Here is a 22,179-nt window from a genome sequence, read left to right as displayed (position 1 = left end):
TGGAGCGTAGGGAACGATAATCTCAACTACCGTAAGGCGCTCCGCGTCGACATGCCGTTCCGGACGTGCGGAACGATAACTCAACTAACGTCCGACGCTCTGCGTCAACCCTCTACGCTCGGCATTACTGAGCAGTCTTGGCCGAGGTCACGCGCCAGATCTTGTTGCCGACATCATCTGCCACCAGCAAGCCGCCGCGTTGATCATTGACCACGCCAACCGGGCGGCCCATGGCTTTTTCGTCTTTGTTGAGGAAACCGGTCAGCACATCGACCGGAGCGCCGTTGGGCTTGCCGCCGCTGAAGGGCACGAACACCACTTTATAGCCGCTGTGCGGTTTGCGGTTCCATGAGCCGTGCTGGCCAATGAACAGGCCTTCGTTGAACGGTGCCGCCAGTGTCTTGCCATCGGCGAATACCAGGCCCAGCGAGGCCGTGTGCGGGCCGACTGCGTAATCCGGTGCGATGGCCTTGGCGACCAGTGCCGGGTTCTGCGGTTTGACGCGCTCGTCGACATGCTGGCCGTAGTAGCTGTAGGGCCAGCCGTAGAAAGCGCCATCCTGCACCGAGGTCACGTAGTCAGGCACCAGGTCGCTGCCGATTTCGTCACGCTCGTTGACCGCTGTCCACAGCTTGCCGGTTTTGGGCTCCCAGTCCATGCCGTTGGGGTTGCGAAGGCCGGAGGCGAAAATGCGGTGATTGCCGGTGGCAGCGTCCACTTCCCAGATGGCTGCACGACCTTCCTCCTTGTCCATGCCGTTCTCGGCCACGTTGCTGTTGGAGCCCACTGTGACGTACAGCTTGCTGCCATCCTTGCTGGCGATGACGTTTTTGGTCCAGTGATGGTTGAGCGTGCCGCCCGGCAGGTCGACCACTTTGGTCGGCTGCGCGCTGATCGAGGTCTGACCCGCTTCATACGGGAAGCTGATCAGGCGGTCGGTGTCGGCGACATACAGCTTGTTGCCCACCAGGGTCATGCCAAACGGCGAATTGAGGTTTTGCAGGAACACGGTGCGGGTCTCCGCGACGCCGTCCTTGTCCACGTCGCGCAGCAGAGTAATGCGGTTGGCGCTTGGCACGCCCGCACCGGCGCGGCCCATGACTTTTTCCATTACCCAGCCACGAATACCCTTGGAATCATCCGGTTTGGCCGGCGAATTGGTTTCCGCCACCAGCACGTCGCCATTGGGCAATACATACAGCCAGCGCGGGTGGTCCAGGTTTTCGGCGAACGCTGCCACCTGTGTGCCCGGCGCGGCGACCGGTTTTGCGCCTTTTTCCCAACCTACGGCGGGGGCGATGTTGACGGTCGGGATCAGCGTCTTGTTGGGCTCCGGCAGTTTGGGCGAGGGGCCTGTTCCATCCGAGACTTGCAGGGTCGAAGACTCGCCGCAGGCAGCAAGGCCACCGGCAACCAGAAGCAACACTGCGTAGTGGGGTCTGAGTCTGAACATGGTGAATCTCCATAAACAAGGGCGTGGTCCGATAATTGATAGAGGCACTGCGAGCCGTCCGGGTTCAATCACGATTTGCAGCGACGGTGTCGATTGACGCTCCCAGCCCAACCCTCTACCCTTCGCGGTTTGTTTCAGGTGCTCTGCAATCCTTGATTGGCAGGGTGAAACAGGGAAGCCGGTGTGGATCAATCGATCCGATCCCGGCGCTGCCCCCGCAACGGTAAATGAGTCAAGGCTGTGCCTGACGCCACTGTGTTTCGACATGGGAAGGCGCGCAGCCGGGGTAACCCGCTCATGAGCCCGGAGACCGGCCTGAACCACTCAATGGCATCACGGAGGGTGATGCTCTGTGCAGGGCGTTGCCGTGCTGTCCAGTGCTGTCCTTCCGTCTGTTGTCGACTGCCACGAGCGGAGAACCCGGATGAACGAATCCCCCGAACGCGACGAACGCCATCTGGCGCGCATGCTGCGCAAGAAAGCCGTGATGGACGAGCGCATTGCCAACTCACCCAACGAGTGCGGCCTGCTGCTGGTCTTGACCGGCAACGGCAAAGGCAAGAGCAGCTCGGCATTCGGCATGCTTGCCAGGGCCATGGGCCACGACATGCAGTGCGGCGTGGTGCAGTTCATCAAGGGCCGCAACAGCACTGGCGAAGAAATGTTTTTCCGCCGTTTCCCCGAGCAGGTGCGCTATCACGTGATGGGCGAGGGCTTTACCTGGGAAACCCAGGATCGCCAGCGTGACATCGCCGCCGCCGAAGCCGCCTGGGCCGTGTCTCGGGAAATGCTTCGCGATCCGGCCATTGGTCTGGTGGTGCTCGACGAACTGAACATTGCCCTCAAGCATGGCTACCTCGACCTTGAACAGGTGCTGAGTGATCTGCAGGCCCGCCCGCCGATGCAGCATGTGCTGGTGACCGGCCGCGGTGCCAAACCCGAATTGATCGACCTGGCTGATACGGTTTCCGATATCGGCGTGGTCAAGCATGCGTTTCAGGCCGGTATCCGGGCGCAGAAAGGTATCGAGCTTTGAACCCTTCATCATTGAGCGCACTGCAATGAGAGCTCCGCGCGATTGCCCGGCGGTTTTGATCGCCGCGCCTGCCTCCGGGCAAGGCAAGACCACCGTCACCGCGGCACTGGCACGTTTGCACCGCAATCAGGGCCGCAAGGTTCGGGTGTTCAAGTGCGGGCCGGACTTTCTCGACCCGATGATTCTCGAGCGGGCCAGCGGCGCACCGGTCTACCAGCTGGACATGTGGATGGTCGGTGCCGACGAAAGCCGTCGCCTGTTGTGGGAAGCCGCAGATGAGGCAGACCTGATCCTGATCGAAGGCGTCATGGGGCTGTTCGACGGTACACCGTCCAGCGCCGACCTGGCCCGCCACTTTGGCGTACCGGTGTTGGGGGTGATCGACGGCACGGCGATGGCGCAGACGTTTGGCGCGCTGGCGCTCGGGCTGGCGCGTTATCAGCCGGATCTGCCGTTTGCCGGCGTGCTGGCCAATCGGGTTGGCACGGTACGCCACGCGCAGTTGCTGGAGAACAGCCTGACCGAAGGCCTGCGCTGGTATGGCGCACTGTCCCGGGAAGTCGGTTTCGAATTGCCCAGCCGCCATCTGGGGCTGGTCCAGGCCAGCGAACTCAATGATCTGGATGTGCGGCTGGACATGGCTGCCGCCGCGCTGGCCAGCACCTGCGAAGTGGCCTTGCCGCCAGCCGTAACCTTCACCGCGCCTGACCCGGTTCAGGTCGAGCTGTTGCTCAGCGGTGTGCGCATCGCCATTGCCCGCGACGAGGCCTTTGCCTTTCTGTACGGCGCAAGCCTGGAACTGCTGCGAAACATGGGCGCAGAGCTGAGTTTCTTTTCGCCGATTCATGACCGCGAGCTTCCCGACGCCGACAGCCTGTACCTGCCGGGTGGCTATCCGGAGCTGCATCACGTTGCGCTGGCGGAAAACCTGACGATGCAGGCGTCGATCAGGGCGCACCATATTGCTGGCAAGCCGATTCTGGCCGAGTGCGGCGGCATGCTTTATTTACTCGAAGCCCTGACCGATGTGGAGGGTGTGCGCGCCGAACTGGTCGGCTTGCTGTCCGGTGAGGCGGTCATGCAGAAGCGTCTGGCGGCGCTGGCCTTGCAAGCGGTTGAATTGCCCGAGGGCACGCTGCATGGCCACACGTACCACCATTCGCTGACCAGCACCGAGTTGCAGCCGATTGCCCGTGGCGTCAGCCCCAACGGTGGGCGTGGCGCAGAGGCAGTCTATCGCCTGGGTCGTCTGACCGCGTCCTACGTGCATTTCTATTTCCCTTCCTGCCCTCAGGCGATTGCGGCGCTGTTCAAACCATGACCGAACAAGCGTTCAGCCCTGAAGAGCGGGCTGCGGTGTACCGGGCCATCGCCGAGCGTCGCGACATGCGTCACTTCGTCGGCGGCACGGTGGCCCCCGAGTTGCTGGCGCGCTTGCTGGAAGCCGCGCACCAGGCACCCAGTGTCGGGCTGATGCAGCCGTGGCGCTTCATTCGCATCAGCGATCCGGCGTTGCGCGGAAAAATGCAGGCGCAGGTAGAAGAAGAACGTATCCGCACTGCCCAGGCACTGGGCAAGCGCACCGACGAGTTCATGAAGCTCAAGGTCGAAGGCATCAACGACTGCGCAGAAGTGTTGGTCGCCGCACTGATGGACGGCCGTGAACAGCATATTTTCGGCCGCCGCACCTTGCCGGAAATGGACATGGCCTCGTTGTCCTGCGCCATCCAGAACCTGTGGCTGGCGTCGCGTGCCGAGGGGCTGGGCATGGGCTGGGTGTCGCTGTTCGCCCCGGAGGCGCTGGCCGAACTGCTGGGCATGCCTGAAGGGGCCAAGCCGCTGGCGATCATTTGCCTGGGGCCGGTCAAGGAATTTTATCCTGCGCCCATGCTGGTCATGGAAGGCTGGGCGCAGGCGCGTCCGCTGCATGAGTTGCTGTATGAGAATCAATGGGGAGTGAGTCAATGAGTGTGGCGCTGTTGAGCGTCGCCGGTGTGGCGCTGGACGCGTTGCTCGGTGAACCGAAACGATGGCATCCGCTGGTGGCGTTCGGACGCTTTGCCAGCCGGGTCGAGCAGCGTTTCAACAGCGGTGGCCGTGGCTGGCGCAGTCATGGCGTTACCGCCTGGGTTATCACCGTAGTGCCGTTGACGCTGCTGGCCACGCTACTGAGCTGGTTGCCCGGTATTGGCTGGCTGGTCGAGGTTCTGGCGCTGTACTGCGCGCTGGGTATGCGCAGCCTGGGCGAGCATGTTCAGCCGGTGGCGCAAGCGCTGCGCAGTGACGATCTGGTCGAGGCACGCCAGCGGGTCGGTTATCTGGTCAGTCGCCAGACCAGCGAACTGGATGCCACCGAAGTGGCTCGCGCGGCGACCGAGTCAGTGCTGGAGAACGGCAGTGATGCGGTGTTCGCGGCGTTGTTCTGGTTTGTCGTGGCCGGTGCGCCTGGCGTGGTGCTGTACCGGCTAAGCAACACGCTGGACGCCATGTGGGGCTACCGCAACGAGCGCTTCGAGCGTTTCGGCTGGGCTGCGGCAAAGATCGACGATCTGCTCAACTACCTTCCTGCACGCCTTGTGGCATTGACTTACGCGTTGCTGGGCAAGACCCGGCTGGCGCTGCGCTGCTGGCGTACCCAAGGGCCAACCTGGGACAGCCCCAACGCCGGTCCGGTGATGGCCGCTGGCGCAGGCGCGCTGGGTGTCGAACTGGGCGGGGCGGCGATCTATCACGGCGAGCTGCATCAGCGTCCGCAACTGGGTGAAGGTGCGCCTGCCGATGCAGACTCCATTGATCGCGGCTGGCAACTGGTGCAGCGCGGCGTCTGGTTGTGGTTGCTGGTCATTTGCGTGGTAGCTGAATTCTATGCTTGAGCACGGCGGTCGGTTGCGCGCCGCAGCGCAGCATTACGGTATCGAACTGGCCGACTGGCTGGACCTGTCCACGGGCATTGCACCCTGGTCGTGGCCTGTACCGCAGATCCCGATGCACGCCTGGGCGCGGTTGCCCGAGACCGATGATGGCCTGGAAGCAGCGGCCTGCCGTTATTACGGCGTGCCTCGCTTATTGCCGGTGTCCGGCTCGCAGGCCGCGATTCAAGCGTTGCCGCGGGTACGCAGCGGAGGTCGGGTTGGCGTGCTGTCGCCATGCTACGCCGAGCATGCACACGCATGGCGCAAGAACGGCTTCGTGGTCCGTGAGGTCAGCGAGCAGGAGGTCGAATACTTTCTCGACACTCTTGACGTGCTGGTGGTGGTTAACCCGAACAATCCAACCGGTCTGCACCTGAGCGCCGAACGCCTGCTGGAATGGCATGCGCGATTGGCCGAGCGCGGTGGCTGGCTGGTCGTCGATGAAGCGTTCATGGATAACACGCCGGGCCTGAGCGTGGCTGCCGAGACGTGGCGCACCGGGCTGATTGTGCTGCGCTCGTTCGGCAAGTTTTTTGGCCTGGCCGGTGTCAGGCTCGGTTTTGTCATGGCCGAACCGGTATTGCTGAGGATGCTGGCGCAGGAAATCGGCCCTTGGTCGGTCAGCGGGCCAACACGGATCATCGGTCAGGTGTGCCTCAATGATCAGGAAGGGCAGGCCCGTCAGCGTGAACGCAGCGAGCAGGCTCGCGAGCGTCTGGTGGCCTTGCTCGACCAGTACGGTCTAAGCCCGCAGGGCGGCTGCGCGCTGTTTCAGTGGCGCATGACCCCTGAAGCTCAAACGCTCTACGAGTTCTGTGCGCGACGTGGCGTATTGTTGCGTCTGTTCCAGGGCGGCACACCCGAGTCCGCCAGCCTGCGCTTCGGTCTGCCCCGCGACGAGGCCGACTGGCTGCGCCTGCACACTGTTCTGCTTGAATACCGCAAGGAATACCCATGACCACGCTGATGGTACAAGGCACCACCTCCGACGCCGGCAAAAGCACACTGGTGACGGCGCTGTGCCGCTGGCTGACCCGACAGGGCGTCAAGGTCGTGCCGTTCAAGCCGCAGAACATGGCGCTCAACAGCGCGGTGACGGCAGACGGCGGCGAGATCGGCCGCGCTCAGGCCGTGCAGGCGCAGGCGTGCTTTCTGGAGCCGCACACCGACATGAACCCGGTGCTGCTCAAGCCCAGCAGTGATACAGGTGCGCAGGTGATCATTCACGGTCGCGCCGTCACCACCATGAACGCGGTGGCTTACCACGGCTATAAAGAGATCGCCATGCAGGCGGTGCTGGAGTCGCATCGGCGGCTGGGTCAGAGCTATCCGGTGATCATGGTCGAAGGCGCAGGCTCTCCGGCCGAGATCAACCTGCGCGCCAACGATATCGCCAACATGGGCTTTGCCGAGGCGGTCGACTGCCCGGTGCTGTTGATTGCCGACATCAATCGCGGAGGGGTCTTTGCCCATCTGGTCGGCACGCTGGAGTTGCTGTCGCCCAGCGAACAGGCGCGGGTCAAGGGGTTCATCATCAACCGTTTTCGCGGCGACATCGCCTTGCTGCAGCCGGGCCTGGACTGGCTGGAGGCGCGCACCGGCAAACCGGTGGTTGGCGTGTTGCCTTATGTGATGGACCTGCACCTGGAGGCCGAAGACGGTCTCGATCAGCGCCAGACCGACAAGGTCGAGCAGGTCCTGAACGTGGTGGTGCCAGTGCTGCCGCGCATCAGTAATCACACTGATTTCGACCCGCTGCGCCTGCACCCTCAGGTCAATCTGCAGTTCATCGGTCTCGGCCAGGCGATTCCTCCTGCGGACCTGATCATTCTGCCCGGCTCGAAAAGCGTGCGCAGCGACCTGAACTACCTGCGCAACAGTGGCTGGGACACCGCCATCGAGCGGCATTTGCGTTATGGCGGCAAGCTGATGGGGATCTGCGGCGGCCTGCAAATGCTCGGTGAGCAGGTGCACGATCCTCTCGGGCTGGAAGGCGCAGCCGGGTCCAGCGCCGGGTTTGGCCTACTGGCAATGAGCACGGTGCTGGAAGCGGAAAAGCAACTGCGCAATGTGCGCGGTCGTCTGACCCTGGAAGACGCCGAGGTCAGCGGCTACGAAATTCATGCCGGGGTAACGACAGGGCCGGCGCTGGAGCAGGCTGCCGTGCAACTGGACGACGGGCGTTGCGATGGCGCGCAGAGTGTCGACGGGCAGGTGCTCGGGACTTACCTGCACGGCCTGTTCGAATCACCTGCGGCCTGTAGCGCGTTACTGCGCTGGGCGGGGTTGGCGAACGTGCAGTCCGTCGACTATCACGCCCTGCGCGAGCGCGACATAGAACGTTTGGCGGACCTGGTGGAAAAACACCTGGACGGCCCATTGCTTCGCGAATTGTGCGGCCTGGAGGCAAACTGAAATGCTGCAACTGATCCTTGGCGGCGCACGTTCCGGCAAGAGCCGACTGGCTGAGAAACTGGCCGCCGACTCAGCGCTGAAGGTGATTTACATCGCCACCAGCCAGCCTCTCGATGGCGAAATGAACCAGCGCGTCGCCAGCCATCGCGCCCGTCGTCCCGAGCACTGGGGGTTGGTCGAAGAACCGCTCGAGCTGGCGCGGGTGTTGCGCGAAAATGCTGCGTCAGACCGCTGCCTGCTGGTCGATTGCCTGACCCTCTGGCTGACCAATCTGCTGATGCTCGACGACCCAGAGCATCTGCTCCAGGAGCGAGAAGCCCTGCTCGACAGCCTGGCCGGTTTGCCGGGCGAAATCATTTTTGTCAGCAACGAAACCGGGCTTGGCGTCGTGCCGCTGGGTGAGCTGACGCGCCGCTATGTCGACGAAGCCGGTCTGTTGCATCAGGCACTGGCCGAGCGTTGCCAGCGTGTCGTGTTGACCGTTGCCGGCTTGCCCCTGACTTTGAAAGGAACCGCGCTATGAGTAATTCCTGGTGGCTCAAGCCCGCACAGGCTATCGATGTACCAATGCGCGAGGCGGCACTGGCCCGTCAGCAACAGTTGACCAAGCCTGCGGGTTCGCTGGCGCAACTGGAACGGCTGGCGGTGCAGCTCGCCGGCCTGCAAGGGCGCGAGCGTCCGTCTGCCGACAAGCTGTGGATCGCGATCTTTGCCGGCGATCATGGTGTGGTGGCCGAAGGTGTATCGGCCTATCCACAGGAAGTCACCGGCCAGATGCTGCATAACTTCGTCAACGGCGGCGCAGCGATCAGCGTGCTGGCGCGCCAGCTCTCGGCGCAGCTGGACGTGGTGGATCTGGGTACCGTGTCGCCTCTGGATTTGCCGGGCGTGCGTCATTTGCGCATCGGCGCGGGCACCGCCAATTTCGCCCACGGGCCAGCCATGAGCGCCGAACAGGGGCTTGCTGCTCTGCAGGCCGGGCGCGACAGCGTGTTGCGCGCCAAGGCGGTCGGCACCGAGCTGTTTATCGGTGGCGAGATGGGCATCGGCAATACCACGGCGGCCAGCGCCGTCGCCTGCTCGGTGCTGGAATGTGCCGCACCGTTGCTGGTCGGTCCCGGCACCGGGCTGAACGCCGAAGGTATCGAGCACAAGACCCGTGTCATCGAACGCGCACTGGCGCTGCATGCCGAGCAGGCGGGCGACCCGCTGCATAGCCTGTTCTGCCTGGGTGGTTTCGAGATTGCCGCGCTGACCGGCGCTTATCTGGCCTGTGCGCAGCAAGGCATCGTGGCGCTGGTCGACGGTTTCATTTGCAGCGTGGCCGCGTTGGTGGCGGTGCGTCTGAATCCGTCTTGCCGCAACTGGCTGTTGTTCGGCCACCGTGGTGCCGAACCGGGCCACCGGCATTTGCTGGAAACGCTACAGGCCGAACCGCTGCTGGACCTCGGCTTGCGTCTGGGCGAGGGCAGTGGCGCAGCGCTGGCGGTGCCGCTGGTGCGTCTGGCCTGCGAGCTGCACAACGGCATGGCAACGTTTGCCGAAGCAGCAGTGGCGGATCGCCCCGCATGACCTTGCGTCTGGACTTGCTGCGTCATGGCGAAACAGAGCTGGGCGGTGGTCTGCGCGGCAGCCTCGACGATGCTCTGACCGAACTCGGCTGGCAGCAGATGCGTGCGGCGGTGGTTGATGGCGGTCCCTGGGAACGAATTGTCAGCTCGCCCTTGCAGCGCTGTGCACGTTTTTCCGAAGAGCTGGCGCAGCTCCTGTCGCTGCCCATGCAACTGGAGCCGGGTTTGCAGGAGCTGCATTTCGGCGACTGGGAAGGCCACAGCCCTGCGCAGCTCATGGAGACCGATGCCGAAGGCTTGGGCCTGTTCTGGGCTGATCCCTACGCCTTCACGCCGCCCAATGGCGAGCCAGTGATCGATTTTTCGACACGGGTGCTGAATGCTGTGGAGCGTCTGCATCAGGCGTATGCCGGTGAACGCGTGTTGCTGGTCAGTCACGGCGGTGTGATGCGCCTGCTGCTGGCGCAGGCGCGTGGTCTGCCGCGTGAGCAATTGTTGCAGGTAGTGGTCGGCCATGGCGCACTGCTGTCGATTCAGGTCGCCGCTGATGGCGTGCTCACGGAGGTCTGAGATGCTGCCGTTCTGGATCGCCCTGCAATTTCTCGGCAGCCTGCCGATTCGTCTGCCCGGCATGCCGCGCCCGGAAGAGCTTGGGCGTTCGTTATTGTTCTACCCACTGGTAGGGGTGGTATTCGGCACGCTGCTGCTGGGTTTCAGTGCGCTACTCAATGGTACGCCGCTCATGCTGCATGCCGCGCTGGTGCTCACTGCCTGGGTGCTGCTCAGCGGCGGGCTGCATCTGGACGGTCTGGCCGACAGTGCCGACGCCTGGCTGGGCGGTTTTGGTGATCGCGAACGCACCTTGCAGATCATGAAAGACCCGCGTAGCGGGCCTATTGCCGTGGTCACGCTGGTGCTGGTGCTGCTGCTCAAGTTTGCAGCGATTCTGGCGCTGATCGAAAGTCACAGCAGTATCGGGCTGCTATTGGCACCGCTGATCGGACGCGCGGCCATGCTTGGGCTTTTTCTGGGCACACCTTACGTGCGTTCCGGCGGACTGGGGCAGGCTCTTGCAGATCATCTGCCGCATGGTCCGGCGCGTAAGGTGTTGTTGGCCAGTGCGCTAGCGTGCGTGCTGCTGGCCGGTTGGTCAGGCGTCGCGGCGCTGCTGGTCTGTACGGCGTGTTTCTTGTGGTTGCGGCACATAATGATGCGCCGTCTGGGCGGTAGCACGGGCGACACCGCCGGGGCGCTGCTTGAACTGTTGGAGCTGGCAGTCCTGCTGACGCTGGCGCTGCTTTAACAGCCTTGCCAATGCTTTGTTGACAGCTTTTACCGGCAGCGCGTAGCTTCGCGATTCACAGGTAAAACCATGTAACAAAGTGCAGGGAGCTTAACCATGACATCGATCTGGCGTACCAGCGGCTGGGTTCTGCTGGGCAGTGCGTTGATCCTTGCGCTTTCGCTGGGCACGCGGCACGGTTTCGGCCTGTTTCTGGCGCCCATGAGCGCGGATTTTGGCTGGGGGCGTGAGGTGTTTGCCTTTGCCATCGCCTTGCAAAACCTGATGTGGGGCCTGGCGCAGCCGTTTGCCGGGGCGCTGGCAGATCGATTTGGCGCGGCCAAAGTCGTCTTCGTCGGCGGTGTGCTGTATGCCGTAGGGCTAATGTGCATGAGTATGGCTGACTCGTCTCTCAGCCTTTCCCTGAGTGCTGGTTTGCTGATCGGTATTGGTCTGTCCGGCACGTCTTTTTCGGTCATTCTGGGTGTTGTGGGACGTGCGCTGCCTGCGGAAAAACGCAGCATGGGCATGGGTATCGCCAGCGCGGCGGGGTCATTCGGCCAGTTCGCCATGTTGCCCGGCACATTGGGCTTGATCAGCTGGTTGGGCTGGTCCGGTGCGTTGCTGGTGCTGGGCGTGATGGTGGCGTTGATCCTGCCCTTGGTAGGCATGCTCAAGGATACGCCGAGCGTGTCTACCGGTATCGAGCTGACGCTGGGCGAGGCGCTGCGTGAAGCCTGCTCGCATTCGGGGTTCTGGCTGCTGGCACTGGGTTTCTTCGTCTGTGGCTTTCAAGTGGTGTTCATCGGGGTGCACCTGCCAGCCTATCTGGTGGATCAACACTTGCCTGCCAAGGTCGGTACAACGGTGCTGGCCTTGATCGGGTTGTTCAATATCTTTGGCACCTACACCGCTGGCTGGCTGGGCGGGCGCATGTCCAAACCTCGACTGTTGACCGCGCTTTATCTGTTGCGCGCGGTGGTGATCGTGTTGTTTCTGTGGGTCCCGTTGAGCCAGACCACTGCCTATCTGTTCGGCGTAGCAATGGGCCTGCTGTGGCTGTCCACCGTGCCGCTGACCAACGGCACGGTTGCGACACTGTTTGGTGTGCGCAACCTGTCGATGCTGGGCGGTATCGTCTTCCTGTTTCACCAGTTAGGCGCATTCCTCGGTGGCTGGCTGGGCGGGCTGGTGTATGACCGCACTGGCAACTACGACCTCGTCTGGCAAGTCTCGATACTGCTGAGTCTGCTGGCCGCCGCGTTGAACTGGCCGGTGCGTGAGCGCCCTGTGGCCAGGTTGCAGGCGCAGGGCAGTCTGGCATGAGCCGTCGCTTGCCTCTGCTGGCGGCGTTGCTGGCAGGCGCGGTGGTGTTGGGGCTGGTCTGGTGGGCCTGGCAGCACGTCGGGCTGGCCGCGTTGCAACTGGGAATGGGCGCTTGCTAGGCAGACAGCCTGGCATGGGGTAGCGTGTCGACAAACGACAACACTATCCAGGGCCGCCATGATGAACATTCGCTTTGTTTCGATTCCTCTTCTGCTGCTGGCCATGAGTGGCGCTGCAATGGCTGCCGACTGTCCGCCGTTGCTGCAGGGCGAGTTGCCCAAGCTGCGTGCCAAGGAAAACATCGACCTGTGCAAACGCTTTGCCGGCAAGCCGCTGGTGGTGGTCAATACCGCCAGTTTCTGTGGCTTCGCCCCACAGTTCAAAGGGCTTGAAGAGCTGAGTCAGCGCTACAAGGAGCAGGGGCTTGAGGTATTGGGCGTGCCGTCCAATGACTTCAAACAGGAAGCCAAGGATGGTGAGGAGACCGCCAAGGTCTGCTACGTCAATTACGGCGTGACCTTCACCATGACCGAGCCGCAGGCCGTACGCGGCGATGATGCGACCCATTTGTTCAAGGTGCTGGCCGAACAGAGCAGTGCGCCGCGCTGGAACTTCTACAAGTACGTGGTTGATCGCCAGGGTAAGGTCATTGCCAACTTCTCCAGCATGACCAAGCCGGATGATCCTGAGCTGATCGCAGCCATTGAAAAGGCGATTGCGTCGAAGCCTTAGGGGAGGGCTTGAGTCTTGTCTGAATCTGCCTGACATTGCAGAAGCCTTGTGTGACGCGGAGCGCCACAGAGAGGACGCAGAGCGTCCAGAAATGCATGCCGACGCGGAGCGTCGGCACGATAGTCAGTCAGTGAGGCGGAGCATCAAAAAGCCCGCAACCATTACTGGTTGCGGGCTTTTTTCAGCCTGGCAGTTGCTATCAGAAGCGATAGGTAACCGAAGTGCCCAGGCCGTGAGCGGTGTTGCGGTAGTCGGCGCTGTACGAACCTTTGGTCGCGCTGGAGTCGCGGATCTTGGTTTCGTCTTCACGCAGGTACGAGTACGCCACGTCGATGGTCAGGTCGTCGGTCGGGCTCCAGCCTGCACCGAAGCTGATGATCTTGCGATCGCCAGTCGGGATGCGTGGGGAGCGGTTGACGTTGTTGGTCGGCGACTGATCAACTGAGAAACCGGTGCGCAGTGTCCACTCTTTGTTGACCTTGTACGAAGCACCGATGGCGTGTGCCCAGGTGTCGTGCCAATTCTGTTCTTCGGTGATGGTGCCGATCGGGCCGGCAGAACCGCCCAGCAGAGCAGGGACGCCATCGTTGTTGACGGTGATGTCTTGCAGACGGCTCCAGCGAGTCCAGGTACTGCCTGCGTAAACAGTCCAGTTTTCGTCGAGTTGCTGGGTGATGGAGAAGTCCACCGACTCAGGCGTGGAGATGTCCAGCGAAGCATCGTACTTCTGACCGGAAAATCCGCCGAAACCTGAGCCTTCGATCTTGGTTTTGCCCTTGAGCTTGTAATCGACCTTGGAGTGGTATGTCAGGCCCAGGCGAGTGGTGTCGGTAGCCTGCACCAAAATGCCGGCATTGAAGCCGATTGCGGTGTCATCGCCTTCGATCTTTACCTTGCCGTCGTTAGTGCCTGGGCTTCGGCCGTTCAATGTTGCCGAGGTCAGTTCACCGTCGATGCGGTTGATCGTCGGGCCGAAACCGATGGAAACCTTGTCATTGAATGCATAGCTGACAGTTGGCTGGAAGGTCACGACCTGCACGTGACTCTTGTCGCCCCAGTAGCGGCCGGCGAAGCCTTTTTCGTAATCAGTGACCAGGCCGAACGGTACGTACACGCCCAGACCAAATGCCCAGTGATCATCGATAGGTTTGACGTAATAGCCCATTGGCACGCCGACCACCGGAACCATGTCACCGTCGTTGCTGCCGCCGAATGTGCCGCGACCGTTGTCGATGTCGGTCTTGGCGATCACGGCTGCGGCGCCGACGCTGATTTGTTCGCGTTTGATTCGGGACATACCGGCAGGGTTGCCGAATACGGTGCTTGCATCATCGGCTGACGAGGAGCGACCTGCAAAGCCTGTGCCCATGCCGCTGATGCTTTGTTCATTGAGGGCAAAACCGGCTGCAAGCAGTTGAGAAGAAGCCAGACCCAGGGCGAGTCCAAGTGTTGTCCGGTTCAGTGCTTTTGTCATTATTTTCATTATTAGAACTCCTTGTTGTTCACCGGTCGAAAATTACCAACATTTTCGATGGCGCGCTATAGGCTGAGGAGCCCGATTTAGAGCTATTCTTGTAGGACAATCTTGATAATGCTGTAGGAGTTGCAATTTAGACAAAGTTCCAGTGCCGCACACTGGTCAATGTCGTCAATAAATAGCGGGCATAAAAAAGCCCCGCTTTGCAGGGCGGGGCTTTTTGGCGTGCGATGAATCGTTTGCGTCAGGCGATGAGGGCCTGACGGGTACGCTCGATCACGGCTTGCAGCGGTTCGGCGCTTGCGTACTGATCGGGGTACAGGCGTTCGCTGTGACGGGCGATGCCGTGTTCGTTGACGATGGTGAAACTGAAGCAGCCTTTGCGAGCGGCCATGATCAGGCAGTTCATCGGGGCAAAAGCGTTGGTCAATGTGTGAATTGCGTGTTGGGTTTGAGTATTCATATTCAAGGTGTTTCCTGAAACAACACGGAACAATACCGTGCATAAATAAAGATTCCAGTAAACGCGGGCCGACATTTGATACAAAAGCCTGGCTGGGCGGAGAACCTGACTGGAATAGAGACAGGCAGTTGAAGCGCGCTTTATCGTATGGCGCTCTGGCTGACCGGTAGGTACTTAGGAGGGCAGGCAACACAACAGGAGCAAAGGTTCGACGCTCCGGGTGAAGATCCTGATCAATTGCAGGCTGGTTGAAGCAGACCATGAGAGCCATGACTGCACTGTCACCCCAAATGGTGCATCAGCGCGAAAGGTTCATGTCTGGAAACCATCGAGGTGGTCGATCCCTTGTTGCCAACATTCTCGTCGCATGGAGGAGTGTCTGTCGGGGGACTTGTCGACCGGAATTGATTTTCAGCTTGGTACTAACGGCGGCTATGCTACCCGTCATGTCGAAGCATTGCAAGCGGCGCTGAATAAATTTTACCAGTGCCCGACCAGGCGGTAGATCAGCACGGTCACGGACGCGACCATCGAGCAGCCGAGCAGGTAGGCAGCGATGGTCAGGCGCAGAGACTTGCGGCTTTCGATGGCGCGCATGATGTCGCCTGCCTTGTTGATACGTCCATTGCTCAGGTCGCTGCAGATGATCAGCAGCAGTGCAATTGCCGACAACAGCACGCTGTAGGCGAAGACGCCGCCGTCCGGCGGTGGCAGGACAATACTGGCCGCGAGGGCGACGATGCAGACGGCCAACAGCAGCAGGAAGAACTTCACTATCTCCTTCATGGGCCTTCACTGAATCCTTGGTGGCTGATATTTGGTCTTTTTTGGCAGTGGTTGGACCGCGAGATGCACGATTTGTCGCCCGCATTGTTTTCAAGGTGTCTGGTGAGGTGCGGGCTTCGTTGGCGGCAGGCCGATTCCAGCGGCTGAAAGACTGCTGAAAGCCACGTATTCATTGAGAATAAGATGCAATCGAGCAACAATCATATGATGCCCGAAATGGCTGAAAAGGGCCCCGGCAAGGAGTTGTGCACATTAGCTGAACAAGCTGCCACATCACTGTCACAAGCGTTGCTAAGGGTTTGATTTATGGTGGTGAATTATTAAGTCAATGAAAAACATCGTTTTTTTTAGTTGGTGAAAAAATCGTCAGTTTGAGCGCAGGCCGCATCCTGCTTGCGTTTGCGAGAGTTAAAGGGGGGTTGTCCACTGAGTTATCCACAGCTTCTGTGGATTGTCCCGGCTGAAATGTCCCGGAAATGGGGGCTGTGCACGTTGTAGAAAGCGCGTACAATCCGTTCCCCCGATTTAACCCCCGCCTGTTGATCTTGCCTCGCCCAAGACGACGTTTCTGCTGCACTATCACGCGCTTACCCACACTGCCGCTGGCGATGATTCAGCCTGCATGGAGTCTTTATGGCACTGGACCTGAACAGCCTGTTACTGGGGCTCGCTGCAGCTGCTGTGCCCTTGCTGGCATTGCTTTGGCAGTTACAGCGTCGTCTGGCGCTTCGTCAGGCCGAGAGCGCGCTGCTGGACGAGCGTCTGAGCATGGCGCAGATGGCGCAGGAAGGCCTCAATGCGCAACTGGATGCCTGCCGCGACGAGGTCAGTGACCTCAGCCAGGCCAATGCGGCCAAACAGGCCGACCTTGCAGCGCTGCGGCGCGAGGTCGAGTTGCTGCGTCAGGAAAGTGATAGCGCTCGCGAAACGGCGCATGCCTGGAATCGTGAGCGTGCCGGCAGAGAAGCCGAGTTGCGTCGTCTGGATGCGCACTGCGCAGCATTGAACGCTGAGCTGCGTGAACAGCAGGACAGCCATCAGCAGCGCCTGAATGATCTGCAGGGTTCCCGGGATGAGCTGCGTGCGCAGTTCGCCGAGTTGGCAGGCAAGATATTCGATGAGCGTGAGCAGCGTTTTGCCGAAACCAGCCAGCAGCAACTGGGGCAATTGCTCACGCCGCTCAAGGAACGTATCCAGTCGTTCGAAAAGCGCGTCGAGGAAAGTTATCAGAACGAAGCCCGTGAACGCTTTTCGTTGGCCAAGGAGCTGGAACGTCTGCAGCAGTTGAATCAACGCTTGAGCGATGAAGCCACCAACCTGACGCGCGCCCTGAAAGGGCAGAAGACCCAGGGCAACTGGGGTGAACTGATTCTTGAGCGAGTGCTGGAGCATGCCGGGCTTGAAAAGGGCCGTGAATACCAGACGCAAATAAGCCTCAAGGGGCCGGACGGCGAGCGCTTTCAGCCTGATGTACTGATCATGCTGCCCGGTGACAAGCAAGTGGTGGTCGATGCCAAGGTCAGCCTGACGGCGTATCAGCAGTACGTATCGGCTGATGACGACGTTATCGGTCAGGCTGCGCTCAAGCAGCATGTGCTGTCGCTGCGCAATCACGTCAAAGGTCTCTCGGGCAAGGATTACAAGCGCCTTGAAGGGCTGCACAGTCTGGATTTCGTTCTGCTCTTCGTGCCTATCGAAGCGGCTTTTTCTGCAGCCTTGCAGGCGGAGCCGAATCTGTTTCAGGAAGCTTTTGATCGCAACATCGTGATTGTCAGCCCCACCACACTGCTGGCCACCTTGCGGGTCATCGACAGTCTGTGGAAGCAGGAACGTCAGAGCCAGAACGCACGCGAGATTGCCGAACGGGCAGGTTGGCTATACGACAAGTTTGTGTTGTTCATTCAGGATCTGGACGAGGTAGGCAACCGTCTGCAGCAACTGGACAAGGCCTACTCGGCGGCGCGCAACAAGCTGACGGAGGGGCGCGGCAACCTGATCAGCCGCAGCGAGCAACTCAAACTGCTGGGCGCGCGTGCCAGCAAGAGTCTGCCGGCGGACTTGCTTGAACGGGCGATGACTGACAATGACGGCCTGATCAGTCCGCCTGAATGATCAGTTTGCTTGGTCGGCGCAACGTTCAGTAACAGGCCGTCCGTCGCAAAGACTAGAAGCGATGCTGCACAACTGTCACATTGGCTCCATCGGGAAAATTGTTTCTCGTTGCACTCGGCTAACAGTTCATTTGCTTCTATGATCTCTAGTGAGTGATGAGTACGGATTGACTGCCGGGTATTTCCCTCAAGGGGGCTCTATGAATAGCAAACTGCAAGAATGGCTCCACGATGTAGGCGTTGCACTGGGTCTGATAGAACGCCCAAAACTGCAACCCATTCCGGTTCGTGCCGACGACGATCGTCGCCGTCAACGCCGGTAAGCCTCTCGCCTGATCCTGGCCACAGGGTAGTGCGCATGTTGAATTTCGTCGGGGCGCACAGGGCGTCCCGATACAAGAGCCGGCGTTAGTGCTGATGCCCGGGCTCGTTCTTCGGCTCTATCGAGCCCTTTTCCGTCTCCTGCAATAAAATCAGTCCTATGATCCTGTGCAACGCAAGCTGTCCTGGGCTGGCGATTACCGCTGTCCTGATGGTTTCCGTGAGTGTGAAGCCGAGGGCTTCCTTCAGTTCGAGGAAAAACAGCTCGATATCATCGTCATCAAGGGCCAGATCGGCGAGCGTGGCGTCATCCTGAATCGCACTCTTGTCCACTAGAATGATGCCTAGGGCGTTGAATACCTTTTGCCTGATCTCTTCGCGATTCATGAAAGCCCCTGATGTGGATCTTGTCAGATACAACAGGCGTACTTCATTTCTCCAGCCCAGACCCATGAGGCTAGCTCAAATCGCCGTTGCGGCTGTGGATTGCCCCGCCGTTATGGTGCCGATTTGTTTAAAATGCAGGGCTGTTCGACAGGCGGTTGGTGGCAACGCTGATTCGTTGTGCTGTGCAGCACCTTTAACCTTGTGAGATTGACCGAGTACTGATCCATGTCCCGCGCCCGTTGTGAGCGTTGTCTGCGTCCTGCCACGCATTGTCTGTGCGCCCTGATTCCGCAACTGGACAGTCGCACGCGAGTGTTGATCCTGCAGCATCCCGATGAAGTCAGCCACGCGCTGAATACGGCGCGACTGGCCGCACTGGGTCTGGTCAATGCGCAGTTGTTGGTGGGCGAAGTGTTCGACGATCTGCAAGAGATTCTGAATCCGCCCGGCTATCAGCCTCGATTGCTGTTTCCGGGTGAGGCTGCGCAGACGCTGACGCCTTATGCGCAGAATTCGCTGCCCATGCTGCTGGTCGTGCCGGATGGCACCTGGCGCAAGGCGCGCAAACTGCTGCATCTCAATCCCTTGCTTGCTGAGCTGCCAAGGGTCACACCAGGCACTGTGCCGGTTTCGCGTTATCGCTTGCGCAAAGCGCCGGGCCCGGACGCCTTATCGACGCTTGAGGCTATCGTTCATACCTTGCAGACGCTGGAAGCGCCACGCTCTTTCGAGGCGCTGCTGAAGCCTTTCGACGCCTTGATCGAAGGTCAGATTCAGGCCATGGGCAGTGAGACGTATCAGCGCAATCACGGCGGTCAGGGGTAAAGAACACAATTGGTGGCGTTAACTGCGCCCAGCTGTAACTGTTGCTTTGCCGATCAGCGCCTAGAATGAGTAGCTTGTTCTATCTCTTGCGGAAGGTTCAATGCACATCTCGTCTGGTCGCTGGGTCTATGGCCTTTGTCTGTCGCTGTTGACTGCGTTGCTCTGGGGCATTCTGCCAATCAAGCTCAAGCAGGTTCTGCAGGTGATGGACCCAGTCACTTTGACCTGGTTTCGCCTGTCTGTTTCCGGCGCGCTGTTGTTCATCTGGCTGGCGTCGGTCAAGCGCCTGCCCAGCTTCAAGGTGCTGGGACGCAAGGGCCAGATACTGGTGGGGCTGGCGGTATTCGGCCTGGTCGGCAACTACGTGCTGTACCTCATCGGCTTGCGGCTGCTGAGCCCCGGTACCACGCAATTACTGGTTCAGGTCGGCCCGATCTTCCTGTTGATCAGCAGTATCTTTTTGTTCAAGGAACGTTTCAGTCTGGGGCAGGGCATTGGTCTGGTCGTCCTGCTGATTGGTTTCGGCTTCTTTTTCAATCAGCGTCTGGTGGAGCTGTTCACCTCCTTGGGCGATTACACCCTTGGTGTGCTGGTGGTGCTCCTGGCCTCGACCATCTGGACGTTCTACGGGCTGAGTCAGAAGCAGCTTCTGACGGTATGGAATTCGCTGCAGGTGATGATGGTGATCTACCTGTTTTGCGCGCTGTTGCTCACGCCTTGGGCGCACCCTGCCGAGGCGCTATTGTTGAGCCCGTTGCAGGGCTGGCTGCTACTCGCTTGCTGTCTGAATACGCTGGTGGCCTATGGTGCTTTCGCTGAAGCGCTGGCACATTGGGAGGCGTCACGGGTAAGCGCGACGCTTGCGTTGACGCCGCTGGTCACGCTGACCGCCGTGGCTGCCGCCGCGTGGCTATGGCCTGATTATGTGCAGGCAGAGGAATTGAACGTGCTGGGTTACGGCGGCGCGATGCTGGTCGTAACGGGGTCGGCGCTGACCGCGCTTGGCCCTTCACTGGTCGCCGGCCTCAGAGCGCGCAAGGCAAGGCTGGCTCAGGCCTGAATTCGCTGCCCGAACAGGTCAGCGCTTGCCCAGTGCCTGTGCCTGTAGAATCCATTCCTGGCGTTGCTGTTCGCTGGCGCTATGCACCGGGGCAAATTCGCTAAGGCGTTTGGTCTTTATCCCGCAAAAGCCCAATATCGTCCGCACCATCTGCCGGTGAGCCGGCGCGCCGTAAATCCAGTGAAAGTAGCGTGGCGGCGTGTCCATGGTGACCAGCAGCTCCGCCGTCCGTCCTCGGAGCAGCTCATTGGAGGATTGCTTGCGGCCGTGAGTTTTGAACGCAAAACCGGGCGTCAGTACCCGGTCGAAAAAGCCCGTCAGTAGCGCCGGCAAGCCGCCCCACCAGACCGGATAAACGAATACCAGATGCTCGGCCCAGTGAATCTGGCGCTGGGCTTCGAGCAGGTCCGGTTCAAGTGTCTGGGTCTGATCGTAGCCATTGTGCAGAATGGGGTCGAAATCCAGCTCACCCAGCTTGAGTTCCCGCACCACATGCCCTTCACTGCGCGCAGCCTGTGCATAGGCTTCGCCCAGGGCGTGGCAGAGACTGATGGCTTTCGGCGTACCGTAAACCATCAGAATCCGTTTGCCGTTACCTTCCAGTGGCGTTGCGCCGCTTCTGGCATCAGCCATTACTGCCTGCCTCGAGCATTTTGTCCGGACGCACCCAGGCGTCGAACTCCTCATCGGTCAGATAACCCAGCGCCAACGCGGCTTCGCGCAGGGTCAGCCCCTCGGTGTAGGCTTTCTTGGCAATCTGCGCCGACTTGTCATAGCCGATATGCGGATTAAGTGCAGTAACCAGCATCAGGCCGCGCTCGAGGTGCTCAGCCATTTTTTCAGCATCCGGCTCCATGCCCGCGATGCAGTGCTCGTTGAAATTGCTGCAGCCATCGGCCAGCAAGCGGATCGACTGCAGCACATTGTGAATGATCACCGGTTTGTAGACGTTGAGTTGCAGGTGGCCCTGGCTGGCGGCAAAGCCGATGGTCACGTCGTTGCCCATGACCTGGCAGGCCAGCATCGACAAGGCCTCGCACTGGGTCGGGTTGACCTTGCCGGGCATGATCGAACTGCCGGGCTCGTTGGCGGGCAGTCTGACTTCGGCCAGCCCGGCACGCGGGCCGGAGCCCAGCAGACGCAGGTCGTTGGCGATTTTCATCAGGGTTCCGGCCAGGGTCTTCAATGCGCCGGAAAGCGCTGCAAGCGGCTCGTGACCGGCCAGTGCGGCGAACTTGTTGGGCGCAGTGACGAACGGCAGCCCGGACAGTGCAGCCAGCTCTGCTGCAATGGCCTCGGCAAAGCCTTTCGGTGAGTTGAGCCCGGTACCGACCGCAGTACCGCCCTGGGCCAGCTCATAGACGGCGGGCAGCGCAGCGCGAATGGCCTTTTCTGCGTAATCCAGTTGCGCGACGAACCCCGAAAGCTCCTGGCCAAAGGTGATAGGGGTCGCATCCATCATGTGCGTGCGCCCGGTCTTGACCAGTTTCATGTGCCGCGCAGCCTGCTCGGCCAGTCCGCTGGAAAGCTCGGCGATGGCTGGCAGCAGCTGTGCCTTGACCGCCTGAGCAGTGGCGATGTGCATGGCGGTCGGGAAGCAGTCATTGGAGCTTTGCGAGCGATTGACATGATCGTTGGGGTGGACCGGCGATTTGCCGCCACGGCCTTGGCCAGCCAGTTCGTTGGCCCGGCCTGCGATCACTTCGTTGACGTTCATGTTGCTTTGCGTGCCACTGCCGGTCTGCCAGACCACCAGCGGGAATTGCGCGTCGTGCTGACCGTCGAGCACCTCATCGGCAGCCTGTTCGATCAGGCGGGCAATGTCGGCGGGCAGGTCGCCGTTACGGTCGTTGACGCGTGCCGCGGCTTTCTTGATCAGGGTCAGCGCGTGCAGAACGGGCAACGGCATTCGCTGGTCGCCAATCGCAAAATTGATCAGTGAGCGTTGGGTCTGCGCGCCCCAGTAGGCATCTTCGGGGACTTCGATCGGGCCAATGCTGTCGGTTTCGGTGCGGCTCACTG

General features: G+C 60.7%; 24 protein-coding genes and 1 riboswitch. Of the genes, 17 read left to right on the top strand and 7 right to left on the bottom strand.

Features of this window, described 5'->3' with window-relative positions; genetic code table 11:
* Nucleotides 1-124: 124 nt before the first annotated feature.
* Nucleotides 125-1,453, bottom strand: coding sequence for a PQQ-dependent sugar dehydrogenase (locus RYB09_RS17435; RefSeq protein ID WP_004657227.1), 1,329 nt, complete (start codon nucleotides 1,451-1,453; stop codon nucleotides 125-127).
* Between the two features lie 119 nt (nucleotides 1,454-1,572).
* A riboswitch (cobalamin riboswitch) is annotated at nucleotides 1,573-1,787 on the top strand.
* Nucleotides 1,788-1,877: 90 nt separating this feature from the next.
* On the opposite strand from RYB09_RS17435, the gene cobO reads away from it, so the two are divergent.
* From cobO to RYB09_RS17370, 13 genes are all read left to right on the top strand, one after another.
* Nucleotides 1,878-2,489, top strand: a complete 612-nt coding sequence (gene cobO, locus RYB09_RS17430; protein WP_122258040.1) for a cob(I)yrinic acid a,c-diamide adenosyltransferase — start codon at nucleotides 1,878-1,880, stop codon at nucleotides 2,487-2,489.
* A gap of 25 nt (nucleotides 2,490-2,514) precedes the next feature.
* A complete protein-coding gene (locus RYB09_RS17425; RefSeq protein ID WP_316889515.1) occupies nucleotides 2,515-3,810 on the top strand; it encodes a cobyrinate a,c-diamide synthase in 1,296 nt (431 codons plus the stop codon).
* The gene (bluB, locus tag RYB09_RS17420) at nucleotides 3,807-4,457 is read left to right on the top strand and encodes a 5,6-dimethylbenzimidazole synthase (RefSeq protein ID WP_316889513.1); all 651 of its coding nucleotides are present in this window, start codon (nucleotides 3,807-3,809) and stop codon (nucleotides 4,455-4,457) included. The genes RYB09_RS17425 and bluB overlap by 4 nt, the downstream gene beginning before the upstream one ends.
* The gene (gene cbiB, locus RYB09_RS17415; protein WP_316889511.1) at nucleotides 4,454-5,362 is read left to right on the top strand and encodes an adenosylcobinamide-phosphate synthase CbiB; all 909 of its coding nucleotides are present in this window, start codon (nucleotides 4,454-4,456) and stop codon (nucleotides 5,360-5,362) included. The genes bluB and cbiB overlap by 4 nt, the downstream gene beginning before the upstream one ends.
* Nucleotides 5,355-6,359, top strand: coding sequence for a threonine-phosphate decarboxylase CobD (gene cobD / locus RYB09_RS17410; protein WP_316889509.1), 1,005 nt, complete (start codon nucleotides 5,355-5,357; stop codon nucleotides 6,357-6,359). Before cbiB ends, cobD begins: the two co-directional genes overlap by 8 nt.
* Entirely contained in the window at nucleotides 6,356-7,816 is a 1,461-nt protein-coding gene (locus RYB09_RS17405; protein WP_316889507.1) for a cobyric acid synthase, read from the top strand. Before cobD ends, RYB09_RS17405 begins: the two co-directional genes overlap by 4 nt.
* A gap of 1 nt (nucleotide 7,817) precedes the next feature.
* Nucleotides 7,818-8,339 carry a bifunctional adenosylcobinamide kinase/adenosylcobinamide-phosphate guanylyltransferase gene (gene cobU, locus RYB09_RS17400; protein WP_316889505.1) on the top strand — a complete coding sequence of 174 codons (522 nt, stop codon included), beginning with the start codon at nucleotides 7,818-7,820 and terminating at the stop codon, nucleotides 8,337-8,339.
* A complete protein-coding gene (gene cobT, locus RYB09_RS17395) occupies nucleotides 8,336-9,388 on the top strand; it encodes a nicotinate-nucleotide--dimethylbenzimidazole phosphoribosyltransferase (protein ID WP_316889503.1) in 1,053 nt (350 codons plus the stop codon). Before cobU ends, cobT begins: the two co-directional genes overlap by 4 nt.
* Nucleotides 9,385-9,957, top strand: coding sequence for an alpha-ribazole phosphatase family protein (gene cobC / locus RYB09_RS17390; protein WP_058401256.1), 573 nt, complete (start codon nucleotides 9,385-9,387; stop codon nucleotides 9,955-9,957). The genes cobT and cobC overlap by 4 nt, the downstream gene beginning before the upstream one ends.
* Before the next feature lies 1 nt (nucleotide 9,958).
* Nucleotides 9,959-10,690, top strand: coding sequence for an adenosylcobinamide-GDP ribazoletransferase (locus RYB09_RS17385; RefSeq protein WP_058401257.1), 732 nt, complete (start codon nucleotides 9,959-9,961; stop codon nucleotides 10,688-10,690).
* 96 nt (nucleotides 10,691-10,786) lie between these two features.
* Entirely contained in the window at nucleotides 10,787-11,995 is a 1,209-nt protein-coding gene (locus RYB09_RS17380; RefSeq protein WP_057403447.1) for an MFS transporter, read from the top strand.
* On the top strand, nucleotides 11,992-12,114 hold the full coding sequence (locus RYB09_RS17375; RefSeq protein ID WP_058401258.1) for a hypothetical protein: 123 nt from the start codon (nucleotides 11,992-11,994) through the stop codon (nucleotides 12,112-12,114). The genes RYB09_RS17380 and RYB09_RS17375 overlap by 4 nt, the downstream gene beginning before the upstream one ends.
* 61 nt (nucleotides 12,115-12,175) lie before the next feature.
* A complete protein-coding gene (locus RYB09_RS17370) occupies nucleotides 12,176-12,727 on the top strand; it encodes a glutathione peroxidase (protein ID WP_057403445.1) in 552 nt (183 codons plus the stop codon).
* 199 nt (nucleotides 12,728-12,926) lie between these two features.
* Here RYB09_RS17370 and RYB09_RS17365 read toward each other — a convergent pair whose 3' ends face one another.
* From RYB09_RS17365 to RYB09_RS17355, 3 genes are all read right to left on the bottom strand, one after another.
* Nucleotides 12,927-14,210: an OmpP1/FadL family transporter gene (locus RYB09_RS17365; protein WP_080394843.1), complete on the bottom strand. Its 1,284-nt coding sequence runs from the start codon at nucleotides 14,208-14,210 to the stop codon at nucleotides 12,927-12,929.
* Nucleotides 14,211-14,448: 238 nt separating this feature from the next.
* Nucleotides 14,449-14,667, bottom strand: coding sequence for a hypothetical protein (locus RYB09_RS17360; RefSeq protein ID WP_002554588.1), 219 nt, complete (start codon nucleotides 14,665-14,667; stop codon nucleotides 14,449-14,451).
* Nucleotides 14,668-15,147: 480 nt separating this feature from the next.
* Complete coding sequence (locus RYB09_RS17355; RefSeq protein WP_058401259.1) at nucleotides 15,148-15,453, bottom strand: hypothetical protein; 306 nt, start codon at nucleotides 15,451-15,453, stop codon at nucleotides 15,148-15,150.
* A gap of 747 nt (nucleotides 15,454-16,200) precedes the next feature.
* Between RYB09_RS17355 and rmuC the strand changes: the two genes are divergently transcribed.
* Both rmuC and RYB09_RS17345 read left to right on the top strand, forming a co-directional pair.
* A complete protein-coding gene (rmuC, locus tag RYB09_RS17350; RefSeq protein ID WP_162839825.1) occupies nucleotides 16,201-17,565 on the top strand; it encodes a DNA recombination protein RmuC in 1,365 nt (454 codons plus the stop codon).
* Between the two features lie 199 nt (nucleotides 17,566-17,764).
* On the top strand, nucleotides 17,765-17,887 hold the full coding sequence (locus tag RYB09_RS17345; RefSeq protein ID WP_003418154.1) for a PA1414 family protein: 123 nt from the start codon (nucleotides 17,765-17,767) through the stop codon (nucleotides 17,885-17,887).
* A gap of 85 nt (nucleotides 17,888-17,972) precedes the next feature.
* On the opposite strand, the gene RYB09_RS17340 is transcribed toward RYB09_RS17345, so the two are convergent.
* Nucleotides 17,973-18,272 carry a hypothetical protein gene (locus RYB09_RS17340; protein WP_057403442.1) on the bottom strand — a complete coding sequence of 100 codons (300 nt, stop codon included), beginning with the start codon at nucleotides 18,270-18,272 and terminating at the stop codon, nucleotides 17,973-17,975.
* Between the two features lie 225 nt (nucleotides 18,273-18,497).
* On the opposite strand from RYB09_RS17340, the gene RYB09_RS17335 reads away from it, so the two are divergent.
* Together RYB09_RS17335 and RYB09_RS17330 are read left to right on the top strand one after the other, a co-directional pair.
* Nucleotides 18,498-19,097, top strand: coding sequence for a tRNA-uridine aminocarboxypropyltransferase (locus RYB09_RS17335; RefSeq protein ID WP_058408404.1), 600 nt, complete (start codon nucleotides 18,498-18,500; stop codon nucleotides 19,095-19,097).
* Between the two features lie 100 nt (nucleotides 19,098-19,197).
* The gene (locus tag RYB09_RS17330) at nucleotides 19,198-20,157 is read left to right on the top strand and encodes a DMT family transporter (protein WP_058408403.1); all 960 of its coding nucleotides are present in this window, start codon (nucleotides 19,198-19,200) and stop codon (nucleotides 20,155-20,157) included.
* An 18-nt stretch (nucleotides 20,158-20,175) separates the two neighbouring features.
* Here the strand turns inward: RYB09_RS17330 and RYB09_RS17325 are convergent, their stop codons facing one another.
* Nucleotides 20,176-20,790, bottom strand: a complete 615-nt coding sequence (locus tag RYB09_RS17325) for an NAD(P)H-dependent oxidoreductase (RefSeq protein ID WP_058408402.1) — start codon at nucleotides 20,788-20,790, stop codon at nucleotides 20,176-20,178.
* Entirely contained in the window at nucleotides 20,783-22,177 is a 1,395-nt protein-coding gene (locus RYB09_RS17320) for a class II fumarate hydratase (protein WP_054096977.1), read from the bottom strand. Before RYB09_RS17320 ends, RYB09_RS17325 begins: the two co-directional genes overlap by 8 nt.
* Nucleotides 22,178-22,179: the final 2 nt, after the last annotated feature.

Source organism: Pseudomonas syringae group sp. J254-4, from assembly GCF_032586855.1.
GTDB lineage: Bacteria > Pseudomonadota > Gammaproteobacteria > Pseudomonadales > Pseudomonadaceae > Aquipseudomonas > Aquipseudomonas amygdali.
Note: the sequence above shows the minus strand (reverse complement) of the source record. Positions and strands in the feature narration are given on the sequence as shown.